Below are 13,997 nucleotides of genomic sequence, written 5' to 3'. Positions count from 1 at the left end.
GCGCCTCACTTCTTGTTCTTGGCCAGCCAGTCCTGCTGTTCCTTGGTCAGGAACTTGGCCCATTCGTCGGCCACTTCCTTGGCCGGCTTCTGGCCGAGCAGGACTTCCTGGAAGTTCTTGATCGCCACCTGGTCGACGAAGTTGCCGAGGTTCTCCAGATGCGTCGGCGGCGTCACCATCTCATATTTGGAGCTGTCGCTGAGCTCGGTGAACCAGCCCTTGAACTGCTCTGTCTTGAAATGCGCGTCCTGGTCGGCGCCGTTGTGGATCGGGATGACGCCGACTTCCTTGGCCCATTCCAGATTGTCCTTGGGCGAAAGCAGCGTCGCCATCAGCTTCCAGGTCTCGTCCTTGTGCTGCGAGTTGGCGAACATCGCCCAGCCGGCATAGCCAAGCGTCGGGTAGGACTTTCCGCTGGGCCCCACGGGAAGCGGCGCGACGGCGAAGTCGTCGGGGCTCATCTTGTCGGCGATGCCGAGCAGCGCGTCGGGATCCTGGTTGAGCATGGCGCAGGTGCCGGAATAGAAGCCGGTGACCGTCTCGTTGAAGCCCCAGCTCACGGCGTCCTTCGGCGCCAGGCCGTTCTTGTACATGTCGGCCAGCATCTGCAGGCCCTTGACCGAGCCCTCGTCGTTGATGGTCGAGACACCGTCGTCGGTGAAATAGCCGCCCTTGCCGTCGGCGATGTTCATGAACATGTGCATGCCGTTGAAGGCGCCCGGGCCGCCGCGCAGACAGTAGCCGTATTTGCCGGGGATGGCCGAGATCTTCTTGGAGAATTCGACGAACTCGTCGAGCGTCGCCGGCGGACGGTCGAGGCCGGCTTCCTTGAACAGCTTCTTGTTCCAGAACAGCGCGTTCACATAGTAGCCGTAGGGGATCATGAACTGCGTGTTGTTGACGGTCGAGCCGAATTGCTTGGCGCGGTCACCGAGCGTCTTGGCGTCAGGCCACTTGGCCATATAGGGGCCGAGGTCCTCGAGCTGGCCGTTGTTGGCGTAGAGGCCCATCCAGCGCTCCGGCATCTCGACCACATCAGGCGTGTCGCCGGCCTGCACCATGGTCAGGAACTTCTCGAAGGCCTGGCCCCAGGGCAGCGACACGACCTCCACCTTGATGCCGGGATTGGCGCTCTCGAATTCGGCGATCTGCTTCTTCAGGAACTCGGTGCGAGGCGGGCTGGTGATCACCTCGACCAGCTTGATGGTGGTGTCGGCGAGAGCGCCGCTGGCGGAGATTGCCAGGCCGGCGACGGCGGCAAGCATGAAGGTCAGTCTTTTCATGTTCAGGACTCCCATTTTGAACACTCGTTATTTTTTTGACTTGTCGAAGGCCTGGGCGATGTCGGCCCAGAGGTCTTCGACATTTTCCAATCCGACATTGAAGCGGATGGTTCGGGGGCTGACGCCGAAGCGCGCCATCGAATTGATGCCCGGCGTCTGCTCGAGCGAGGCCTTGGCCGGCACGACCAGGCTTTCATGGCCGCCCCAGCTGACGCCGATGCGGAAGAATTTCAGCGCATCGACGAAGGCAGGGATGTCGACATCCTCGGTGACCTCGAAAGAGAACAGCCCGGCATAGCCGGCTAATGTCTTCTTGCCAGGATGGTTGGAATAGGCGGGATGGTTGACCCGCTCGACCTTGCCATGCGCCTTCAACCGCTCGGCGATGGTGAGCCCGCTTTTCATGTGATGTGGCAGGCGCAACGGCAATGTGCGCAGGCCGCGCAACAACAGCCAGCCTTCGAAGGGCGAGAGCTTGCCGCCGAGCGAGGAATAGGTCTGCTCGTTGATGTGCTTGATGTGGGCGGCCGAACCCGCCACCACGCCGGCGACGGTATCGCTGTGGCCGCTCAGATATTTCGAGGCCGAATGCAGCACCAGGTCGACGCCATGCGAGATCGGCTTCTGGAAGACGGGCGTCGCCCAGGAATTGTCGATGGTGGTAACGATGCCCTGCTCCTTCGCTAGCCGCGTCAGATGTTCAAGGTCCTGCAGCTCGAACATCATGGAGGTCGGGCTTTCCAGATAGAGCAGCCTGGCGCCGGGCAGAGCCGCGGCAACCGCATCTGGATCGGAGCCGTCGACATAGTCGACCTTGATATGAAGGCGCGGGAACAGTCGCTCGAAAAGCCGGTAGGCATCGCCATAGCAGTTGCGGACGGCAACCATGCGCTCGCCGGCGCCGACGAAGGCGAGCACCGTGGCGCTGATCGCCGCCATGCCGCTGGAGAAGCCGCGTGCGGCTTCGGCGCCCTCGAGCGCCGCCACGCGCGCCTCGAACTCCATCACCGTCGGGTTGTCGCCGCGCGAATAGATCGGCTGCTTCCTCCTGCCGGCAAAGGTGTCGGCCATGTCGGCGTAGTTGGCGAAGGTGAAGAGCGAAGTCTGGTAGATCGGTGGCACCACGGAGCCGCCTGGGAAGGGATCGTCATGCGCCAGAAGGGTCGCCGCCTCGCGGAGATAGTCACTGGCCAGGGAGGCTTGATCGAAGGTGTTGGGCTGCTCGTTCATCTGCGGTCCGAAAGTTTGAGGTTTGCAGCACCGCGCTTCAGATCGTCCTCGACGGTGGCGATGAGCTTCAGCGCCTCGGCGCGAGCCCCTTCGGGGTCACGCGCGGCAATGCAATTGAAGATGGTGCGGTGATAGGGGAAGCTGGCATGGCCAAAATCGCGCACGCCGAGCGGATGTTCCCAGAAGCGGTGGAACATCTCGTACATGGCGGCGATGATCTGCTCGAACAGCGGGTTGCCGGACGCGCGGAAGATCGCCTGGTGGAATTCCCAATCCTCTTCCGAGGACATGCCGGCGCGGGTCTGGAAGGCCTCCTCCATGACGTCGAGCTTACGCTCGATCTCGGCGAGCTCAGCCTTGCCGGCACGGATGGCGCAGAGCGCGGCGGCCTCCGCCTCCAGCGCTCGGCGTATCTCCAGCGTGGCCATCAGGCCGGCGAAATCATTGCCGCCGGCAAGCGTAAGCGGCATGTGCAGCATGTCGGGCGAGACGGCGGCCTTGAGATAGGTGCCTGAACCCTGCCGCCGCTCGACGAGGCCGAGCCCCTCCCAGCGCGTCAGCGCCTCGCGCACCGTATTGCGGCTGACCTTGAGCCGTTCGGCCAGGATGCGCTCGGTCGGCAGCTTTTCGCCCGGACCCAAGCCCTCCTGCCGCACGAACCCGGCCAACGCCTTCAGCACCGCGTCATCGCGGGCCGTGGTCTGAATGGGGGGCAGGAGATCGGTCACGCCGGGTGAGCCTAAAGTGGTTCAATGGTCCAACCAATTTCTGCACAGAGCGGGAGACGTGTCAACCGTGAATCGAGGCCGGGTCGTATGGCGCAATGTTCGCCATCAGCGGCTTTGTCGCTTCAGGCCCGGATGCTTGTCGGCAGGGCGGACCCGCGCTCCTCGCGCCAGCGAGCAAACATTTCCTCGCGAACCCGCCTCGAACCCGAAAGCCGTTCTTTTGCCTCCGCCAACACGGCGGGCGAAGCCTCGGCGGGCGTGCCGGATCGGAAGGGAGGAGCCGGGGCATATTCGAGCGACAGCTGCACGATCTCTGCTTCGGCAGGGCTGAGCAGCCTTGCAACCAGCGCCAGCCCGAAATCGATCCCTGCGGTGACACCTCCGGCGGTGATCAGCTTGCCGTCCTCGACGATCCGCGCGTCGACCGGGATCGCGCCGAACTCCTCGAGGAAATCATGGGCATACCAATGGGTGGTGGCTCGCTTGCCCTTGAGCAGCCCCGCCGCGCCGAGCACCAGGGCGCCGCTGCACACCGAAGTGATATAGCGCGCCTGCGCAGCGCGCTCCGAGACGAACTCGAGCACCGCCCCGTCCTCGAGCAGCGCGTTGACGCCGCCTCCGCCCGGAATGCACAGCACGTCGACAGGCGGGCAGTCGTCGAAGGTCGCTGTCGGTGTGAGGGACAGCCGCGTCGAGGACGTCACCGGGTTGCGATCCTTCCAGATCAATTCGACCTCTGCGCCCTTGACGGTGGCCATAACCTCATAAGGCCCGGTGAGGTCGAGCTGTTGGACGTTGGGAAATACGAGGATGCCGAAACGAAGGGACATGGAAATCTCCGTCAGTTGATTTTGAGACAAGTGGTCTTGGCGAAAGTTGACTTGGGCAATCTACGACATCATGCTTTGGCACGATTGCCATTCATCCCTCGTTTCAGGCCAAACCCATGCGCCGCGTCGAAATCCTCGCCTATCCCGACATCCAGCTTCTCGATGTCAGCGGACCGCTTCAGGTTTTCGCCAGCGCCAACGACTTCAGGACCCAGGCCGGCGACCCGCACGCCTATGATGTCGTCGTCGTCGCAGCTTCGCCCCGTGTCAGGACATCGTCCGGTCTCGTCCTGGAGGCAGCGCCGCTGCCGGCGCACGGCCGTGAGATCGACACGGTGATCGTGCCCGGCGGATGGGGCGTCAATGCGGCCTGCAAGGAGGCTGATCTGGTTCAGTGGATCATCGGCCGTGCGCGCGATGCCAAGCGAACGGCTGCCGTCTGCAGCGGCGCCATGCTGCTGGCTGAGGCAGGCCTGCTAGACGGCCGTCGCGCTGTCACCCATTGGGGCCGCTGCGCGGAGTTCGCCCGGCGTTTTCCTGCGGTTCGGCTTGAACCCGACCCGATCTTCATTCGCGACGGCAATATCTGGACCTCGGCCGGCGTGACGGCGGGCATCGATCTGGCGCTTTCCCTCGTCGAGGCCGACCTTGGCCGGCGTACAGCGCTGGCGGTGGCGCGCGAGTTGGTGGTCTTCCTGAAACGTCCAGGCGGCCAGGCGCAGTTTAGCCAAACCCTCAAGCTGCAGGAAGGCGACGGCCGCTTCGACCGCCTGCACGGCTGGATCCTCGACAATCTAAGCAGCGACCTTTCGCTGGGGCAGTTGGCGGAGCACGCCAATATGAGCCGGCGCAGTTTTTCGCGGCACTACCAGGAAGCGACCGGCCGAACGCCCGCGCGAGCCGTCGAAGAGATCCGGATCGAAGCGGCGCGGCGGATGCTGGAGCGGGGGCTGACGGTTCGCCAGACGGCGCGGCGCTGCGGCTTCGGTTCCGAGGAGACGATGCGGCGCGGCTTTCTGCGCGTATTGGGCACCAACCCGCGCGATTATCGCGAGCGCTTCTGACCCCGATTGAGAACGGCCTTGATCGTGATCGAGAGCCCCCTGCTCACGACAGTATGGCCATCGACAAGAAGATGCGAAGGAGCGCGCCAGGCAAGGGCATCACTTGGCGCAACGCGGTCCGGCGTCAAGGACGGCTCGTTCACAAACGGTAAGTCGACAAAATCAGGCCGCGCTACAACTTACAGAGCCGCGGGAAGAGGCTGGATAGCTGCGAGACCAGCCTCCGTCAGCGCGTAGATGCCGCGCTCCGCCCGGGCGAACCAACCATAATAATTGTGCAGCAGGATACTGGCCGCGCGTGGCGAAAGGGCCTTCAAGTCGCGCGGCCGCTTCGGGCCGTCGGCCATGGCGGCGGCGCAGGCAAGCGCCTCCTGCCGGTAGGCCGTCATGATCGGCTTGCGCGTGCTGCCGCCGATGGACGGGTCGCCCTTGCGGCGATGATGCTCCTCGACCAGGCGCGATCGCCGCCTGGGATCGCGGCGCGGCGGCAAGGCGGCCGGGCTGAGGATCAACTCCACCTCGCCCTTGCCGCTGACGCCGAGCAAGCCGAAGCCGAGGCGACGGCAGAGCGCGCGGAAGCGCCGGTCGTGCTCGCGGCCCTTGCCGCGCGCCGACTGTCGTGCCGCCAGCCAGACCTCGTCGCAGGCTGCCGCGCGGTCGACGGCTTGCAAGACGAGCTCAAGGTTGAATTGCAGCTTGAGTTCGCAGATGACGACGACATCCGGCTCGCCGGCGCGCACGCCGACCACGTCGCAGCCGCCGACCTCGCCCTTGACGACGAAATCCATGCTCTCGAGGAACCGCTTCACCGGTTCGTAGAGGGAGGTTTCCTGCATGGGACGGGCATAGCCGATTCGCGGCTATCCGGCCCAGCGGCATCACTGCCGTCCCGAGCCCGTTGTCAGGCGCGATACAGATAGTCCTCGAGCGATTTGGGCTTCATCTCGATCGAAAAGCCGGGCGCACGGGGCGGCATATAGGCAGCGTCGCGAATAAAGCAGGGTTCCAGGAAGTGCTCGTGCAGATGGTCGACATATTCGATCACACGTCCTTCCTTGCTGCCCGACACCGCGACATAGTCGATCATGGACAGGTGCTGGACATATTCGCACAGGCCGACGCCACCGGCATGCGGCCAGACCGGCAGGCCGAACTTTGCCGCGATCAGAAGCACCGCCAGAACCTCGTTCAACCCGCCCATACGGCAGGAATCGATCTGAACGACGTCGATCGCGCCGCCGGCGATGAACTGCTTGAACATGATGCGGTTCTGGCACATCTCGCCGGTGGCGACCTTGATCGGAGCGACCGCCTTGCGGATCTTCGCATGACCGGCGACATCGTCCGGGCTGGTCGGCTCCTCGATGAAGAAGGGTTTCGCGAAGGCGAGGTCTTTCAGCCAGTCGATCGCCTGATCGACTTCCCAGACCTGGTTGGCGTCGATCATCAGGTAGCGGTCCGGGCCGATCACCTCGCGGGCGATCCTAAGGCGCCGGATGTCGTCGGCGCGGTCGCGGCCGACCTTTAGCTTGATGTGATTGAAGCCGTCATCGACCGCTTCCTGGCAAAGGCGCCTCAGCTTGTCGTCGGGATAGCCCAGCCACCCGGCGGAAGTGGTGTAGCATGCATAGCCCTCGCGCTCGAGGGTGGCGATGCGTTCCGCCTTTCCGGCTTCGGCCTTCTTCAGGATCGCCAGCGCCTCGGCCGGGATGATGGCGTCGGTGAGGTAGCGGAAGTCGACGATGCGCAGGATCTCTTCCGGGCTCATCTCGGCGACCAGGCGCCATACCGGCTTGCCGGACTCCTTCGCCCACAGATCCCAGACCGCGTTGACCACCGCGCCGACGGCAAGATGCATGGCGCCCTTGTCTGGACCGATCCAGCGCAACTGGCTGTCTCCGGTCACATGGTGCCAGAAACGGCCGGGATCCTCTTTCACCCAACCAAGGTCCAGCCCCACGACGAGATGGCGCAGCGCTTCGATTGCCGCGCAGCAGATCTCGTTGCCCCGGCCGATGGTGAAGGTGAGCCCGTGGCCTTTCAGCGACGGAACATCGGTGTCGAGGATGACATAGGCGGCCGAATAGTCCGGGTCCGGATTCATCGCGTCGGAGCCGTCGAGGCTCTGCGATGTCGGGAACCGCAGGTCGAAGGTTCTGAGGTCCGTGATTGTTGTCATTGCTGCCTCTTAGCTGGCCTGCGTCATCACTCAACCTGGCCCGCGAAACGCCTCAGATCGACCAGCCGCCGTCGATATTATAGGCCTGCCCGGTCGTATAGGTGGCGCCGGCCAGATAGACAGCGAGGTCGGCGATCTCTTCAGGCGTGCCGATCCTGCCCATCGGCTGGCGGGCTATGAAAGCCGCACGCGCCGCCTCATAGTCGCCCTGCGCTTGCATGCGGCCTTGGAGCGAAGGGCTCTCGACGGTGCCCGGGCAGATGGCGTTGCAGCGGATGCCTTTGGCGACATAGTCGGCGGCAATCGATTTGGTCAGGCCGACCACGGCCGCCTTGGTCACCCCATAGGCGAAGCGGTTCGGCACGCCTTTCGGAGCGCCCGCGACCGACGCCATGTTGATGATTGAGCCGTCGCCGCGCTCCAGCATGCCGGGCAGCACGGCGCGGATGGTGCGTATCATGGCGCGCACATTGAGATTGAAGGCGAAGTCGAGATCCTCGTCCTTCATCTCCAGGATCGAGCCGGCATGGACGAAGCCGGCGCAGTTGAACAATACGTCGACCCGGCCAATCTCGGCGAAGGCGGTCCTCACCGCCTCTTCATTCAGCACGTCGAGTTTTCGCGTCGTAATGCCGGGCGTCTTGCTGAGCTCGGCCAGGGCCGTCTCGTTGATGTCGGTGGCTTGGACGATGGCGCCGGCCTTGGCGAAAGCCAGCGCGCTCGCCCGCCCGATGCCTTGCGCGGCCGCCGTAACCACCACGACCTTGCCTGTGATATCAGCCATTTGCCTGTCTCCGTCTTTCAGCCGGGCCGTCGCTCGACGATGTAGATGTGATCCGCCGCAAGCACGACCTCGTCGCGCTGGTTCAAAACCTCGACGCGTTCGACGACTCGTCCCGAGCCAGGGCGTTTCGGGTCGTCCTCCTTCGCGGCGATGGTGGTGCGCGTTCGGATGGTGTCGCCGATGAAGACCGGCTTGATGAAGCGCAGCCGATCGTAGCCATAGGAGAAGGCGACGGGATTGATGACGCTCGCGGTGAGGCCGACGCCGACCGAGAAAACCAGCGTGCCGTGCGCGATGCGCTGGCCAAACGGCGTCGTCTTCATGAACTCGGCGTCCATATGATGCGGGAAGAAATCGCCGGTATGGCCGGCGTGGACGACGAAGTCGGTCTCGGTGATGGTGCGCCCGCTGGTGAGGCGCGACGAGCCGATCTCATAGTCCTCGAAATAGGTTGTCTGTTCCATGTCCTGCCTTACGGCTTTTCAGCCAGCGGCGTCGCCGGCGCCGCACTCGACTTGTAGGCGGCTTCCACCAGCGCCATGGTGTTCCAGGCGTCCTCGACGGAGCTGACCAACTCGGCGTCTTCGCCGGAAGCAAAGCGCTGGACATTAGCCATGCGGCCGACGAAAGCATCGGGGAACCATTCGCCGGCGAGCGGCACGCTGACCCAGTCCGACCCGCCCTTGGGATGGATTTCCAAAATATCCGGCTCGCCGCGCGGATAATCGAGATTGAGGCCGAGCTTGACATAGGCAGCACCCTCGGTGCCGCAGATGCGGAACTCGCAGGCCTGGTGGCGGCGCCCGAACTTGTGGTCGTGGTTGATCGACAGGGCGCAGCGCACCGTGTCGCCATAGTCGAGGATTGCGCTGGTGCGGGTCTGCGCGACCTTGTGATTGGGGTGGCCGAGCGTCTTGGCATGGACGCCCAGGGGGTTGCCGAGAAGCTGACGGATGAGGTCGAGATAGTGGATCGAATGCATGGCGATCTCGACGCGCGGCGCCTTGAGCAGGAATTCCCAGAGCTGCCAGGGCGTATCGAGCGCCAGCAGGGCGTCGAAGTCCACCACCTCGCCCAGCCATCGCTTGGCGATCGCGTCCTTCAGCGCCAGCATCATCGGCGCGAAGCGGAGCTGAAAATTGACCGCCGCCTTCAATTGTTTGGCCCGGCAGATCTCGAGGATCTCGGTCGCCTCGCCGAGATAGTTGCCCATCGGCTTCTGGATCAGCGCCACCGCGCCATCCGGCAACGCCTTCAGCACCTCGGCATGCCGGCCGGGCGGCGTCGCCAGGTCGAAGATCGCGTCCTTCACCGCCGCCGCTTCGTCGACCGAACGGAACGCCGTGACGCCCCATTTGTCGGCAAGCTTCTGCGCCTTGGCCTCATCCGGATCGTAGAGGCCGGAAATCGGGAAGCCGCCCTTGCGGTAGGCGGGAAAATGCGCGTCGCCGACGATCGAGCCGGCGCCGAAAGTGACGATCGGGCGCGGCTTCGAGGGCCTCGGCCAGGACTGCGCCAGCGATGCCGGATCGAAGGCATCAGTCATGATGGAAGACCTCGTCCATCGTCGCCCACCATTCGCCTTCCTTGCGGGTCGGCAGCGGCTCCTGGCAAGGCGTGCACACCGACCACCATTCCTGCGTCTTCGGGTCGGCGGCCATCCTGGCCATGTCGGCGGCGTAATCGGTGCCGTGATATTCGAAATAGGAGAACAGGAGGTTCTCCGGCCGCTTCAGATAGATCGAATAATTCTTGATGTTGCAGGCCGAGATCATGGTCAGCACGTCCGGCCAGACGGCGGCGTGGAGGCGGACATATTCCTCGACCTTCTCCGGCTTCAGGCCCAGCACCATTCCCATGCGCTGCATATCCGCCTCCTATTTCACGATCGCCGTGGTGAATTCGGCGATGCTCCTTGCCTTCAATGCGTCCCAGTCCCAGTCGATGCCGATGCCGGGCTCGCTGGGCGCCAGCGCATGACCGTCCTCGATACGCATCTTCTTACCAGTAAGCTCGTCGAGCTGCGGAATATACTCGACATATTTGCCGTTCTGGATGGCGCAGACCAGGCTGACATGCAACTCCATCAGGAAATGCGGGCAGACCGGCATGTCGAAGGCCTCCGCCGCATGGGCGACTTTCAGCCAGGGCGTGATGCCGCCGATGCGGCCGACATCGACCTGCACGATGTTGCAGCCGCCTTTCTGCATATATTCGCGAAAGTGCCTTATCGAGTAGAGCGATTCGCCAACCGCGATCGGTGTCGCGGTCGAATTCGACAGCCGCACATGGCCGTCGATGTCATCGGCCGGCAGAGGCTCCTCGATCCAGGCGAGGTCGAGCTCGCGCAGCCGCTCGGCGCGGCGGATCGCCTCGTCGACGGAAAAGCCCTGGTTGCAGTCGGTCATGATCTCGTAGCCGTCGCCCACCGCCTTACGCACCGCCGACAGGCGCGCGACGTCTTCGGAACCGTGCGGCTTGCCGATCTTGACCTTCGAGCCGGTGAAGCCCTTGGCCTTCGCGGCAAGCGCGTCATCGACAAGTGCGGCCGTCTCGATATGCAGCCAACCGCCTTCGGTCGTGTAGAGCGGGCAACGGTCCTTGGCGCCGCCGGCGAGCTTCCAGAGCGGCAGGTTCTGCTTCCTGGCGCGCAAATCCCAAAGGGCCGTGTCGATCGCGGCCAGCGCGATCGCGGTGATGGCGCCTATGGTGGTGGCGTGGGTGGCGAATTCGAGCTCGTGCCAGATCGCCTCTATCTGGTCCGCGTCGCGGCCGATGAGGCGTGGCGCGAGATGATCGGCCAGAAGCCGCATCACCGACGAGCCGCCGGTACCGATCGTGTAGCTGTAGCCGGTGCCCGACGCACCGTCGGAATCGGTGATGGTGACGATCGGCGTCTCCTGGCTGACGAAACTCTGGATCGCGTCCGTGCGCTTCACCTTCGGCACGAGGTCGACCATGCGCAGTTCGATCTTCTCGATTTTCGCCATGTTCAGCTCCTCAGCGACTTGCCGGTTTCGGCGGAGAACAGATGCGCGCGGCTGAGATCGAAGCTCATGCCGATCCTGTCACCGGCTTTCAGCGGCTTGGGATTGAGCATGCGCGACACCCAATCGGCGCCGTTGAATTCGGCGAAGACCAGCGTTTCATTGCCGAGCGGCTCGGTGATGCTCACCGGCAGCTCGACGCGATGGACTTCGGTTTCGCCGCCCGCGCTCAGGCCGTGGCCGGTGGGGTAGAAGTCGTCGGGACGGATACCGAACACGACTTTGTCGCCGGCCGCAGTCCTCGGCTTGAACTGGCCGGGCAGCGGCAGGCTGTCACCGCCACTGAAAACCAGCCGCCCGTCGCTTACCGTCGCTTCGTGCAGGTTCATCGGCGGCGAGCCGATAAAGCCGGCGACGAAGCGGGTGGCGGGACGGCTGAACACCTCGTCGGGCGTGCCGACCTGCTCGATATAGCCCGAGCGCATGATGACGATGCGGTCGGCCAGCGTCATCGCCTCGACTTGGTCGTGGGTGACGTAGATCACCGTCGACTTCACCTTGGCGTGCAGCTTCTTGATCTCGGTGCGCATCTGTGTACGCAGCTTGGCGTCGAGGTTAGAGAGCGGCTCGTCGAACAGGAACACGTCCGGGTCGCGCACGATGGCGCGGCCCATGGCGACGCGCTGGCGCTGGCCGCCGGAAAGCTGCGAGGGGCGGCGCTCGAGCAGTTCGTCGAGGCCGAGGATGGCGGAGGCTTCCGCGACGCGCCGGTCCATGTCGTCCTTGGCCGCGCCTGCGATCTTGAGCGAGAAGCCGAGGTTTTCGCGCACCGTCATATGCGGGTAGAGCGCGTACGACTGGAACACCATGGAGATGTTGCGCGAGCGTGGCGGCAGGTCGTTGACGACGCGGCCGCCGATGTCGATCGCGCCGCCGCTGATATCCTCGAGACCCGCGATCATGCGCAAAGTCGTCGACTTGCCGCAGCCCGACGGGCCGACCAGCGCGATGAATTCGCGGTCGGCGATCTCGAGATCGATGCCGTGCACGATCTCGATGTTGCCGTAACGCTTGGTGAGCTTTTTCAGCGAAACCGTTGCCATGGAAGTCAACCTTTCACCGCGCCGGAGGTGAGGCCGCCGACGAGGTGTTTCTGGACGATGTAGGTGAGGGTCAGCGCCGGGATGATCATCACCACGGCCAGCGCGCACATGCCGCGCCAGTCGATGGTGAACTCGGCCGTGTAGTCGAGCAGCCCGACGGGCAGCGTCTTGGAATTGACGGAACGTGTGAGCTGCGAGGCCAGAGCAAACTCGTTCCAGCAGGTGAGGAAGGCAAAGATTGCGGCGGAGGCGATGCCGGGCCGCGCCAGCGGGAATTCGACCTGCCAGAACGCCTGCCAGCGCGTGCAGCCGTCGATCTGCGCGGCTTCGGCGAGGTCCTTCGGCACCTGGCGGAAGAAGCCGTCGATCAGCCAGATGGTGAACGGCACGTTGAGCGCGACATAGGCCAGGATCATGCCGATATGGGTGTCGATGATACCCAGCCGTACATAGAGGAAGAACAGGGGCAGCGAGAGCGCGATGCCCGGCACGGTCCGCGTCAGCATGAGGCCGAGGAACATGCCCGACTTGCCGCGGAAGCGGTAACGCGCGAAGGCGTAGCCGCCGGCCATGCCGATAGCCACCGCGATCACCGTCGAGGTGACCGAGATGATCAGCGAGTTGCGGAAATAGTCGAGCACCGGGATGCCGCCTTTGCCGATGCCGCTGAACATGGCGACATAGGCATCGAAGGAGAGCTGCTGCGGGATCCAGACCGGCGGCTTGGCCATGATCTCGACCGTGGGTCTCAGCGACGACAGCACGATCCAGATGCCGGGAAGGCAGATCAGCAGCATGGCAAGGAACAGGCCGACGCGATGCGCGACGGTCAGCGTCCGGCGGATCAGGCGGGCGGAAGCGTTCTCGTCCATCATCACCACTCCGCGCCGATCTGCGCGCGCGCCGCGGCGAGCTTATTGTAGAAATACACGGTGAAGGCGATCGACAGCAGGATCGAGAAATAGGCCATGGCGTTGGCGAGACCCATGCGGGCGTCGCTGTAGGCGGTGCGCCCGACCAGCGTCCACAACAGCTCGGTGCGGCCGGCAGGGCCGCCATCGGTCATGATCTTGACGATGTCATAGGCGCGCGCCACGTCGAGCGAACGGATCGTCATGGCGATATAGGCAAAAGGCATGACGAAGGGCCACACCACGTAGCGGAAGGTCTGCCAGGGCGTGCAGCCGTCGACGCGTGCCGCCTCTACCGGCTCCTTTGGCATGGCGAGCAGCCCGGCCAGGATCAGGATCGCGAAGATCGAGGTCGACGACCAGATTTCGGCGATCGAGATGGCGATGAAAGCGAGATGGCCCTCGATCAGCCACGGGATGGCGTCCCGCGTAATGCCCAGCGATTGCAGCGCATTGTTCACCAGGCCGATATTGTCGTTGAACATGAATTTGAACTGGAAGCCGACCAGGATCGGCGAGAACATCATCGGAAACATCATCAGCGTGCGCAGGATCCGCTGGCCGCGCATCGCCTTCTCGACCAGCATCGCCAGGCCGAGGCCGAGCAGCATCTCGAGATTCAGCGCGATGGTGAGCAACAACACCGTGCGGCCGAAGGCCCACCAGAAATCCGCATTGGACAGGATCGACAGATAGTTGCGGAAGCCGATGAAGACGAAGAACGTCTCGGGCCGCGTCAGGCGGAAGGGCGTGAAACTGGAATAGAGCGACAGGATCAACGGCAGCACCACCACCGCCGCCAGCACGACGATGGCCGGGAGCAGCAGCAGGAACGGCGCGGATGGCTTCAAGCCCTTCATCGGTATCCTGTGAGCTTTTGCATTCAACTTCGGGCCGC

Annotated in this window: 15 protein-coding genes; 1 reads left to right on the top strand and 14 read right to left on the bottom strand. The window is 64.0% G+C overall.

Annotated features, from left to right (window positions below; all coding sequences use genetic code 11):
* Window positions 1-5: 5 nt before the first annotated feature.
* The 4 genes from ACR64R_RS24800 to ACR64R_RS24785 all read right to left on the bottom strand — a co-directional run bounded on the left by ACR64R_RS24800 (window position 6) and on the right by ACR64R_RS24785 (window position 4,071).
* The gene (locus ACR64R_RS24800) at window positions 6-1,283 is read right to left on the bottom strand and encodes an ABC transporter substrate-binding protein (RefSeq protein WP_487358875.1); all 1,278 of its coding nucleotides are present in this window, start codon (window positions 1,281-1,283) and stop codon (window positions 6-8) included.
* A 27-nt stretch (window positions 1,284-1,310) separates the two neighbouring features.
* On the bottom strand, window positions 1,311-2,513 hold the full coding sequence (locus tag ACR64R_RS24795; protein ID WP_487358874.1) for a PLP-dependent transferase: 1,203 nt from the start codon (window positions 2,511-2,513) through the stop codon (window positions 1,311-1,313).
* Window positions 2,510-3,241 (bottom strand): FadR/GntR family transcriptional regulator, encoded by a 732-nt coding sequence (locus tag ACR64R_RS24790; RefSeq protein ID WP_487358873.1) that lies wholly within the window; start codon window positions 3,239-3,241, stop codon window positions 2,510-2,512. The genes ACR64R_RS24795 and ACR64R_RS24790 overlap by 4 nt, the downstream gene beginning before the upstream one ends.
* A 122-nt stretch (window positions 3,242-3,363) precedes the next feature.
* Complete coding sequence (locus ACR64R_RS24785) at window positions 3,364-4,071, bottom strand: DJ-1/PfpI family protein (RefSeq protein WP_487358872.1); 708 nt, start codon at window positions 4,069-4,071, stop codon at window positions 3,364-3,366.
* A gap of 116 nt (window positions 4,072-4,187) precedes the next feature.
* Here ACR64R_RS24785 and ACR64R_RS24780 point away from each other — a divergent pair, with 116 nt between their 5' ends.
* The gene (locus tag ACR64R_RS24780) at window positions 4,188-5,135 is read left to right on the top strand and encodes a GlxA family transcriptional regulator (RefSeq protein WP_487358871.1); all 948 of its coding nucleotides are present in this window, start codon (window positions 4,188-4,190) and stop codon (window positions 5,133-5,135) included.
* Window positions 5,136-5,314: 179 nt separating this feature from the next.
* On the opposite strand, the gene ACR64R_RS24775 is transcribed toward ACR64R_RS24780, so the two are convergent.
* From ACR64R_RS24775 to ACR64R_RS24730, 10 genes are all read right to left on the bottom strand, one after another.
* Window positions 5,315-5,971, bottom strand: coding sequence for a DUF2161 domain-containing phosphodiesterase (locus ACR64R_RS24775; RefSeq protein ID WP_487358870.1), 657 nt, complete (start codon window positions 5,969-5,971; stop codon window positions 5,315-5,317).
* Between the two features lie 65 nt (window positions 5,972-6,036).
* Window positions 6,037-7,314 carry an L-fuconate dehydratase gene (locus ACR64R_RS24770; RefSeq protein WP_487358869.1) on the bottom strand — a complete coding sequence of 426 codons (1,278 nt, stop codon included), beginning with the start codon at window positions 7,312-7,314 and terminating at the stop codon, window positions 6,037-6,039.
* Between the two features lie 52 nt (window positions 7,315-7,366).
* The gene (locus tag ACR64R_RS24765) at window positions 7,367-8,098 is read right to left on the bottom strand and encodes an SDR family oxidoreductase (RefSeq protein ID WP_487358868.1); all 732 of its coding nucleotides are present in this window, start codon (window positions 8,096-8,098) and stop codon (window positions 7,367-7,369) included.
* Between the two features lie 17 nt (window positions 8,099-8,115).
* Window positions 8,116-8,562 carry a MaoC/PaaZ C-terminal domain-containing protein gene (locus tag ACR64R_RS24760; protein ID WP_487358867.1) on the bottom strand — a complete coding sequence of 149 codons (447 nt, stop codon included), beginning with the start codon at window positions 8,560-8,562 and terminating at the stop codon, window positions 8,116-8,118.
* Between the two features lie 8 nt (window positions 8,563-8,570).
* Window positions 8,571-9,644, bottom strand: a complete 1,074-nt coding sequence (locus ACR64R_RS24755) for a Gfo/Idh/MocA family protein (RefSeq protein WP_487358866.1) — start codon at window positions 9,642-9,644, stop codon at window positions 8,571-8,573.
* Window positions 9,637-9,966 (bottom strand): L-rhamnose mutarotase, encoded by a 330-nt coding sequence (locus ACR64R_RS24750; RefSeq protein ID WP_487358865.1) that lies wholly within the window; start codon window positions 9,964-9,966, stop codon window positions 9,637-9,639. The genes ACR64R_RS24755 and ACR64R_RS24750 overlap by 8 nt, the downstream gene beginning before the upstream one ends.
* A 9-nt stretch (window positions 9,967-9,975) precedes the next feature.
* Window positions 9,976-11,088 carry a mandelate racemase/muconate lactonizing enzyme family protein gene (locus ACR64R_RS24745; RefSeq protein WP_487358864.1) on the bottom strand — a complete coding sequence of 371 codons (1,113 nt, stop codon included), beginning with the start codon at window positions 11,086-11,088 and terminating at the stop codon, window positions 9,976-9,978.
* 2 nt (window positions 11,089-11,090) lie between these two features.
* Complete coding sequence (locus ACR64R_RS24740; protein WP_487358863.1) at window positions 11,091-12,188, bottom strand: ABC transporter ATP-binding protein; 1,098 nt, start codon at window positions 12,186-12,188, stop codon at window positions 11,091-11,093.
* 5 nt (window positions 12,189-12,193) lie between these two features.
* The gene (locus tag ACR64R_RS24735; protein ID WP_487362543.1) at window positions 12,194-13,060 is read right to left on the bottom strand and encodes a carbohydrate ABC transporter permease; all 867 of its coding nucleotides are present in this window, start codon (window positions 13,058-13,060) and stop codon (window positions 12,194-12,196) included.
* A 2-nt stretch (window positions 13,061-13,062) separates the two neighbouring features.
* The gene (locus tag ACR64R_RS24730) at window positions 13,063-13,959 is read right to left on the bottom strand and encodes a carbohydrate ABC transporter permease (protein WP_487358862.1); all 897 of its coding nucleotides are present in this window, start codon (window positions 13,957-13,959) and stop codon (window positions 13,063-13,065) included.
* Window positions 13,960-13,997 lie beyond the last annotated feature (38 nt).

This window comes from Mesorhizobium sp. MC2-1-1, assembly GCF_057597255.1.
This window is presented reverse-complemented; position numbering and strand designations above follow the sequence as displayed.

What these genes read in the sequence shown, in the direction of transcription:
- ACR64R_RS24800 (WP_487358875.1), bottom strand. Translation starts at nt 1,283, where the DNA reads ATGAAAAGACTGACCTTCATGCTTGCCGCCGTCGCCGGCCTGGCAATC.
- ACR64R_RS24795 (WP_487358874.1), bottom strand. Translation starts at nt 2,513, where the DNA reads ATGAACGAGCAGCCCAACACCTTCGATCAAGCCTCCCTGGCCAGTGAC.
- ACR64R_RS24785 (WP_487358872.1), bottom strand. Translation starts at nt 4,071, where the DNA reads ATGTCCCTTCGTTTCGGCATCCTCGTATTTCCCAACGTCCAACAGCTC.
- ACR64R_RS24780 (WP_487358871.1), top strand. Translation starts at nt 4,188, where the DNA reads ATGCGCCGCGTCGAAATCCTCGCCTATCCCGACATCCAGCTTCTCGAT.
- ACR64R_RS24775 (WP_487358870.1), bottom strand. Translation starts at nt 5,971, where the DNA reads ATGCAGGAAACCTCCCTCTACGAACCGGTGAAGCGGTTCCTCGAGAGC.
- ACR64R_RS24770 (WP_487358869.1), bottom strand. Translation starts at nt 7,314, where the DNA reads ATGACAACAATCACGGACCTCAGAACCTTCGACCTGCGGTTCCCGACA.
- ACR64R_RS24765 (WP_487358868.1), bottom strand. Translation starts at nt 8,098, where the DNA reads ATGGCTGATATCACAGGCAAGGTCGTGGTGGTTACGGCGGCCGCGCAA.
- ACR64R_RS24760 (WP_487358867.1), bottom strand. Translation starts at nt 8,562, where the DNA reads ATGGAACAGACAACCTATTTCGAGGACTATGAGATCGGCTCGTCGCGC.
- ACR64R_RS24755 (WP_487358866.1), bottom strand. Translation starts at nt 9,644, where the DNA reads ATGACTGATGCCTTCGATCCGGCATCGCTGGCGCAGTCCTGGCCGAGG.
- ACR64R_RS24750 (WP_487358865.1), bottom strand. Translation starts at nt 9,966, where the DNA reads ATGCAGCGCATGGGAATGGTGCTGGGCCTGAAGCCGGAGAAGGTCGAG.
- ACR64R_RS24745 (WP_487358864.1), bottom strand. Translation starts at nt 11,088, where the DNA reads ATGGCGAAAATCGAGAAGATCGAACTGCGCATGGTCGACCTCGTGCCG.
- ACR64R_RS24740 (WP_487358863.1), bottom strand. Translation starts at nt 12,188, where the DNA reads ATGGCAACGGTTTCGCTGAAAAAGCTCACCAAGCGTTACGGCAACATC.
- ACR64R_RS24735 (WP_487362543.1), bottom strand. Translation starts at nt 13,060, where the DNA reads ATGGACGAGAACGCTTCCGCCCGCCTGATCCGCCGGACGCTGACCGTC.
- ACR64R_RS24730 (WP_487358862.1), bottom strand. Translation starts at nt 13,959, where the DNA reads ATGAAGGGCTTGAAGCCATCCGCGCCGTTCCTGCTGCTGCTCCCGGCC.